7 protein-coding genes are annotated in these 6,235 nt (G+C 64.2%); 3 read left to right on the top strand and 4 right to left on the bottom strand.

Translation table 11 applies throughout. The features are described 5' to 3' along the window. Positions 1–76 precede the first annotated feature (76 nt). On the top strand, positions 77–646 hold the full coding sequence (locus VX037_RS23035) for a DUF4333 domain-containing protein (RefSeq protein WP_235721882.1): 570 nt from the start codon (positions 77–79) through the stop codon (positions 644–646). Positions 647–853: 207 nt separating this feature from the next. Further along, a complete protein-coding gene (locus VX037_RS23040) occupies positions 854–2,608 on the top strand; it encodes a BCCT family transporter (protein WP_328716040.1) in 1,755 nt (584 codons plus the stop codon). Positions 2,609–2,657: 49 nt separating this feature from the next. Here VX037_RS23040 and VX037_RS23045 read toward each other — a convergent pair whose 3' ends face one another. Beyond that, positions 2,658–3,377, bottom strand: a complete 720-nt coding sequence (locus VX037_RS23045) for an alpha/beta fold hydrolase (protein WP_328716042.1) — start codon at positions 3,375–3,377, stop codon at positions 2,658–2,660. Positions 3,378–3,648: 271 nt separating this feature from the next. Here VX037_RS23045 and VX037_RS23050 point away from each other — a divergent pair, with 271 nt between their 5' ends. Beyond that, on the top strand, positions 3,649–4,077 hold the full coding sequence (locus tag VX037_RS23050; RefSeq protein WP_266062837.1) for a hypothetical protein: 429 nt from the start codon (positions 3,649–3,651) through the stop codon (positions 4,075–4,077). A 206-nt stretch (positions 4,078–4,283) separates the two neighbouring features. Here the strand turns inward: VX037_RS23050 and VX037_RS23055 are convergent, their stop codons facing one another. The 3 genes from VX037_RS23055 to VX037_RS23065 form a co-directional block, all read right to left on the bottom strand. Continuing rightward, a complete protein-coding gene (locus VX037_RS23055; RefSeq protein ID WP_266062835.1) occupies positions 4,284–4,892 on the bottom strand; it encodes a pyridine nucleotide-disulfide oxidoreductase in 609 nt (202 codons plus the stop codon). A gap of 109 nt (positions 4,893–5,001) precedes the next feature. Next, on the bottom strand, positions 5,002–5,598 hold the full coding sequence (locus tag VX037_RS23060) for a DUF1214 domain-containing protein (protein WP_287014607.1): 597 nt from the start codon (positions 5,596–5,598) through the stop codon (positions 5,002–5,004). A gap of 218 nt (positions 5,599–5,816) precedes the next feature. Next, a partial coding sequence (locus VX037_RS23065; protein WP_328716044.1) for an integrase core domain-containing protein occupies positions 5,817–6,235 on the bottom strand: 419 nt, incomplete at its 5' end.

Here is a 6,235-nt window from a genome sequence, read left to right on the forward strand (position 1 = left end):
GTTCATGACAGCCTTGAGATCGCCCCTTCCACGACCTGGCCCGCCCGCCGCGGCCGTCCTCGCGACAGGAGTAGCAGTGACCAGCAAACACCAATCCCTGAGCCGGTTTGCCATCCTTGCGGTGGCGATTGTTCTCGCCGGGTGCTCGGTGTCGGTCAGCACCGGTGACTCGCAAGGTCTCAGCGCCGATCAACTCGAGACCGAACTCGGTGACGAGGCCGCCGCCCAGACGGGCGACGCGCTCGACGCCATCGACTGCACCAATGGTCTCGACGCGGAGGTCGACGACGCCACCAACTGCTCGGTGACCGAGAAGGGGGTGGTCGCGATTTGGGATGTGAAGGTCACGAATGTGGACGACGACAACGACTCCATCGACTTCAGCTGGCAGGTACAGGACGGATCTCAGCGGCTGTTGGCGTCCTCGATCGTCGATTCGATCGGCGCGGACTTCGGTCGGCAGACCGGCTACACGTTGACCGCCGTCCAGTGTCCTCAGCAGGAGATCTCCGCTCAACCGGGCACCACCGTGACCTGCGACGCCTCGACGGCGGAAGGGGAGACCGGCCCGCTACGCCTGACGATGGACGGGGCCGAGGGGATGGTCGTCAACTTCTCGTGGGATCTGCCGACCGGCGCGTCGTGAGCGGTTGGCGAGCGGGCCGGCTCCGGGTGCATCAGAACGGAAGCCGACGCGATTGCGGCAATCGGGGCAAATGTAACGAAGCGATTGCATCGGTGGCCATCGTCGAATCGGGGGACGATGCTGGGGTTCTAGTCGACGGTTCACACGACATCCGACACGCGCGATCCCGACCCGACATCGAGCCGTCGAGGATGGAGACGGCGACCTGTGGACACACTCGCTCGAAAGCTCGGTCTCAAGACGAACCCGCAGATCTTCTTCTGGTCGGCAGGGCTCACCATCTCACTGCTGGTGCTGTTCCTGATCTTCCAGGATTGGGTGGGTGACGCATTCGGGTCCGGCCGTGAATGGATTGTCACCAACCTCGGTTGGTTCTTCATCCTCGGGGTGACGGTATGGCTGGTCTTCCTGATCTGGGTGGCCATCAGTCGCTATGGGCGGCTCCGCCTCGGCGACGACGATGACAAACCGGCGTATTCCAACCTGTCGTGGTTCGCCATGCTCTTCGCCGGTGGTATCGGCACGGTGTTGATGTTCTGGGGTGTGGCAGAACCGATCTCACATTTCTCCAATCCGCCGTTCGAGGGGGTGCAACCCTACAGCGCGGAGGCCGCCGAAGATGCCATGAGCATCTCGCTCTATCACCTGAGCCTGCACACCTGGGCCATCTTCACCCTGCCCGGCTTGGCATTTGGTTACTTCATCTATCGCTACAAGCTGCCGATGCGTGTCTCGTCGGTGTTCTATCCGGTCCTCAAGGAGCGCATTCACGGGCGTATCGGTAAGACCATCGACGTCGTCGCGGTGCTGGGAACAGTTTTCGGGCTTGCGGTTTCGTTGGGTCTGGGCACCTCGCAGATCAACGCCGGTCTCAGCGAACTCATCGGTCTGCCGGACTCGGTGTGGGCCAAGGTCATCATCATCACCACGCTGACGATCGTCGCGACCTCATCGATCGTGGTGGGCTTGGAGAAAGGCGTCAAACGGCTCTCCAACATCAACATCCTGGTGGCGGTCGGCCTGATGATCTTCGTGCTCATCTTCTCCGACACCGTGTTCCTGCTCCGGCAGCTGATCGAGAGCCTGGGCACATATGCTTCCGACGTCGTGCCCCTTGCCTTCTGGAACGACGCCATGGCCGAGTTCACCAAGGACGGCGGCTGGGGCTGGCAGGGCGGCTGGACGGTGTTCTACTGGGCATGGACGGTGACCTGGGCACCGTTCATGGGGGTGTTCCTGGCCCGCATCTCCCGCGGCCGCACCATCCGCCAGTTCGTGATCGGCGTGCTGATCGCGCCGTCGCTGTTCACCCTGGTCTGGTTCGTGATCTTCGGCTGGTCGGCCATGGAGATCGACGGTATCGGCGGTGACGGCGGCCCGATCTCCGAGGCCGTCGCCGAGAGTGTGCCGTTGGCGATGTTCGAGTTCTTCGACAACTTCCCGCTGACCACGTTGATCTCGGGTACTGCCGTCGTGGTGGTGGCGTTGTTCTTTGCCACGTCGTCGGATTCGGCATCCCTGGTGGTGGACATGTTGTGTTCGGGCGATGCCGAAGCCGGCCCGATCCGTCAGCGCGCCTTCTGGGGACTCACCGAGGGCGCGGTGGCCGCAACGCTCATCGTCGTCGGCGGCGAGGCCGGACTCAGTGCGCTGCAGGAAGTGATCACGGTGGTCGGCCTACCCATCTTCATCCTGGTGACATTGATGATCCCGACGCTGTTCATCGGTCTGCGCCACGAGAAACACAAGGTCACGCCGATGACCCATCAGCACTTCGTGCAGATGTACTCCGATCAACTCAACGGCAACGGGAACGGGTCGGACACCGGCGAGGCATCCGGCGGGGGAGACGAGTCGGTGAGCGCGCCGAAGTCCGGTGCGGCGCCTAGCGCCTCGACATCGCCGCCATCGAAAACCGCGACACCCACCGCGAATCCGGAAACACGTTCTGACACCAGCTGATACGCACACTGCGGTGCCCCGCGCCGAGTGATCGATCGGAGGGGATCGATCACTCGGCGTGATCGACTGCGGTGGCGCGTTGAATCAGCCCTGCCAATGCTTTCGGGTCGATGAAGGCCGACATGTGCGACCAGTCAGGATGCAGATCGAACTCGGCACCGTGGATGCGTCGGGCGAGATCGGCCATGACCTCGGGCGTGGACACGCCGTCCTTACCCGCGGCCACCACGGTGACCGGCATGGCCAGGGAGCTCGTCCGCGACCATCGGTCATAGGTGGCGATTGCGGCCAGAGCGGCAGCCCAATCCTCGGTGTCGGCCTGGGAGAGTTGTTCTCGGGCAGCACACACCGCATCAGAGTCGGCAATCAGTTCGGCGGCGGTGAACCAGCGTGCCAGCGACCCGACAACCGATGGTCCCGACCCCGCGCGGACCTGCGCGGCCACCGGTCCGAACGCCGGGAACGGGGTGTCGCGGGTGCACAGCACGGTCAGCGTCCGAACCCGATCGGGGTGCGCCAGCGCGAGGTCGATCGCGATCTGCCCACCGAACGAGTGCCCGACAAGATCGAGATCACCCTCGAGGTCGGCAGCCACCTGTTCGGCCAGGATCGATTGCGCATCCCGGGAGTTCGGCACATGCGTGCAATCCGGCGTGATCACTGTCCGCCCACTCAGATGTGTGACGGTGTCCGCCCAGATCTCCGGTGTCAGCGGCGCACCGTGCAACAGCACGAGAGTGCGATCGGAGTTCTGGACGTGGTGCGCCATTGCCGGAGACTACCGCGCCGCGGTCGCACACGTCACCGGTGTGCCACCGACGCGGAACACCAGGTCGGCAGTGTCATTTCGGCACTTGTCCGTCGATGGCATTTCCGCACTGCCGTCGGACACGATATTCGATTGCACGAGTACGACCAAAAGTATTGCCGCAGGCCATCTTCGCGCAGTCGCAACTCAACGGGCGTGGAGAATGAAAATGGCGAAAAAGGTGACGAGAATGGATTGTTGGAGGACGTTCGGGCTGATACCTTCGGTCGCCATGGCAAAGAAAATTCTCTGTTCTGTAGTGGGTTTGTCGGCGGCCCTCGGAGTCGGTGTCGCCGCGGCGGGCAACGCGGCCGCTGCGCTTCCCGAATTCGGGGTGACGTCGGCGGGGGAGACCGCCAATTCGGTGACCGTGCAGGTCGCCCGAGGTGACGATGGCGCCGGCACATACCTGTGCCTCGCCGTGGCGCAGCCCGACGGACTCCCGGACGGTGTCAACGTGTCCATTCCGAGCAACCCGGTACCTGTTGCACCCAACCGAGCGACGGACCTGACGATCACCAACCTGCAGGCCGACACCGACTACACCGTCACCGTGACCTGCACCAGCGTCGCCGACCTGGACATCGGCAGTGCCTCGGTGCGCGTGCAGACCACCTCGGGTGCGGGAGGAGGAATCGGGAGCGGAAGCCTCGACTTCTGAGTTGCGCTCACCGCGCGGTGGTCGGGTACAGCGGCCGCGGGCGAGTTGCCGCGAGGTCGCGGAGCACCGGCACCGATGGGCCACCGGTCGGTGTATCTGTCTGCGGTGCCAGCGGTGGGCGGCGACGATAATTGACGCTGGTAGCTGCTGAGGCTGCAGACAGATACACCGGACGGGCGTCGCTCTCGGACAGACGGCGCAACGGCTCAGGCGGGTTCGACCGCACGCAGGCAGTATCCGATCGCCTCCGGCTCGGAAAACACCCACGCGGTCTGATCGGCTGCGCAGGTGATCGAGTCGTCCGAACGGGTGACGGCCTCGGCGATGATGGTGTCGGTGGCCGCGGGGGCCGCGCAGTCCGACTCCCGGTAATCGACGAGTTGTCCGCCCGGCAACGGGATCTGATAGCACCGGCTGTCGACGAAGTTGGGAGTCATGCAGAGCTTCTGTGGGTCTCCATCGAAGGACAGGCTTGCGCTGTTGTCCCCGGCGCAGTCGGCGTCGGCGGTGACCGTCTCGGCGGCGTAAAAGGTGAGGCCGTCGGAGTCGCAGGCGATGGTGGTGGCCCGGACGTTCCCCTGGTCATCGGCTTCGTCGTCGATCTGCAGGCACTCACCGATCGTGATGTCGGAGGTGGATTCCACCGCTGAGTCGTCGGTACCGATCGAGACGCTGCACGCCGTCACCGCGGCGAGCCCGACCGTGGCCAGCAGGAGCGTGCAGTGTCGAGCAAGTTGCCACCGCGCGCTGGGGTGTGGGGGTTCGTCGGTGATGTAGGTGATGGGCGTTTGCGGGGTGGACGCGTGGGTGGACATCGGAAAGCCTTTCGGTACCTGAGTTGCCGTCAGCTTGTCGATCGGCTCTTGCGGCGCGCTTGGAGTCGACTTGGTCGTGGACGCCGGGCTGGTCTGATTCCCGGCCGGGCTACCGCGGCACCACCGGTGGTGGCACGTATGTGTTGTTCGCCGCGGCTGATCCGGGCACGACGAGATAGAGGCGCAGCATCACGTTGAAGGGACGGAAGCCAACGGGCAACCAGTTGGCCTCCGGCACTCCGGGAGGCCGCACCCGTGCGATGTGGATGGAGATGGAACCGTCGCGGTTGCGTACCAGGCCCGGTGGATAGCCGGCGACGACGTACTTGTTGATCGGATTGAGGATCATCTCGACGGAGTTCGGCGTGTAGGCCGTCAACAACCATAAGCGGGAGGCCTCGGGGATCACCGATGCCGGAAAGGTGAGGACGTAGCCGCCGGCCTGGCTGCCGTCGAGCAGTACGCCGGCTTGGCCGCGGAACGCGTGGTAATAGGCGGCGGTGGCGATTCCGTTGCCGAACTGGATGAGCTCGGTGAGCGACGCGCGGTCGAGGACATTGTCGCCCCAGTTGCCGAGGTTGGTGAAATGGATCCAATTGTTGCGGTACCGGTTTCCGAGGTAGTTGTTGATCAGCGCGGATGAGATCGGTGCCGACGGCGAAGGTCCGATCGAAAGCGGTTGCCAGGGTGCGCTGTCGGGCGACAAAGGCGGGCACCCGCGCCGCATTGTCGGCCGCACGCTGGGTTTGACGCAAGAACTCGACTGGTGCGGTTTGGATCAGCGTGTCGGCGAGGGTCTTGACGGGAAGGGCGAACTCGGCCACCGGGCGGATGGCGGTGGGGCGAGTCGTAGACGTTTCCGTAGGCATCGACTAATAGGACCGAATAGCTGACTGAATCGCCCCGGGTTTGCTGGAGGCTCGGTTAGTTGGTTCCAGCGTTTGCGGGGACCGGGTTCTCACGGTAGCTGGTGACGGTGTGGGTCGACCAGTAGGCGCTCTCGTACTCGACGGGTGGGACATGTCCGATCTCGCCGTGCAGGCGGCGGTGGTTGAACCATTCGACGTACTCAGCGACGGCGATCTCGACCTCGCCCACACCTGCCCAGCCGCCTCGCGGGCGCATCACGGGGTTACGGATGCATTCGGCTTTGAACAGCGAGTTGAACGCCTCAGCCATCGCGTTGTCGTATGAATCCCCCTTGGAGCCAACAGATGTCACCGCTTCGGCTTCGGCCAGTCGTTCGGTGTAGCGGATGGCTCGGTATTGCACTCCGCGGTCGGAGTGGTGGATCAGCCCGGCCACGTCGTGGCCGGCACGCGACCGTGCCCACAATCCCATGT

Source organism: Gordonia sp. Z-3 (assembly GCF_036233855.1).
GTDB lineage: Bacteria > Actinomycetota > Actinomycetes > Mycobacteriales > Mycobacteriaceae > Gordonia > Gordonia tangerina.

Excerpts from the sequence above, each read along its gene's own strand:
- VX037_RS23055 (WP_266062835.1), bottom strand. The coding sequence starts at position 4,892 with ATGTCCACCCACGCGTCCACCCCGCAAACGCCCATCACCTACATCACC.
- VX037_RS23050 (WP_266062837.1), top strand. The coding sequence starts at position 3,649 with ATGGCAAAGAAAATTCTCTGTTCTGTAGTGGGTTTGTCGGCGGCCCTC.
- VX037_RS23045 (WP_328716042.1), bottom strand. The coding sequence starts at position 3,377 with ATGGCGCACCACGTCCAGAACTCCGATCGCACTCTCGTGCTGTTGCAC.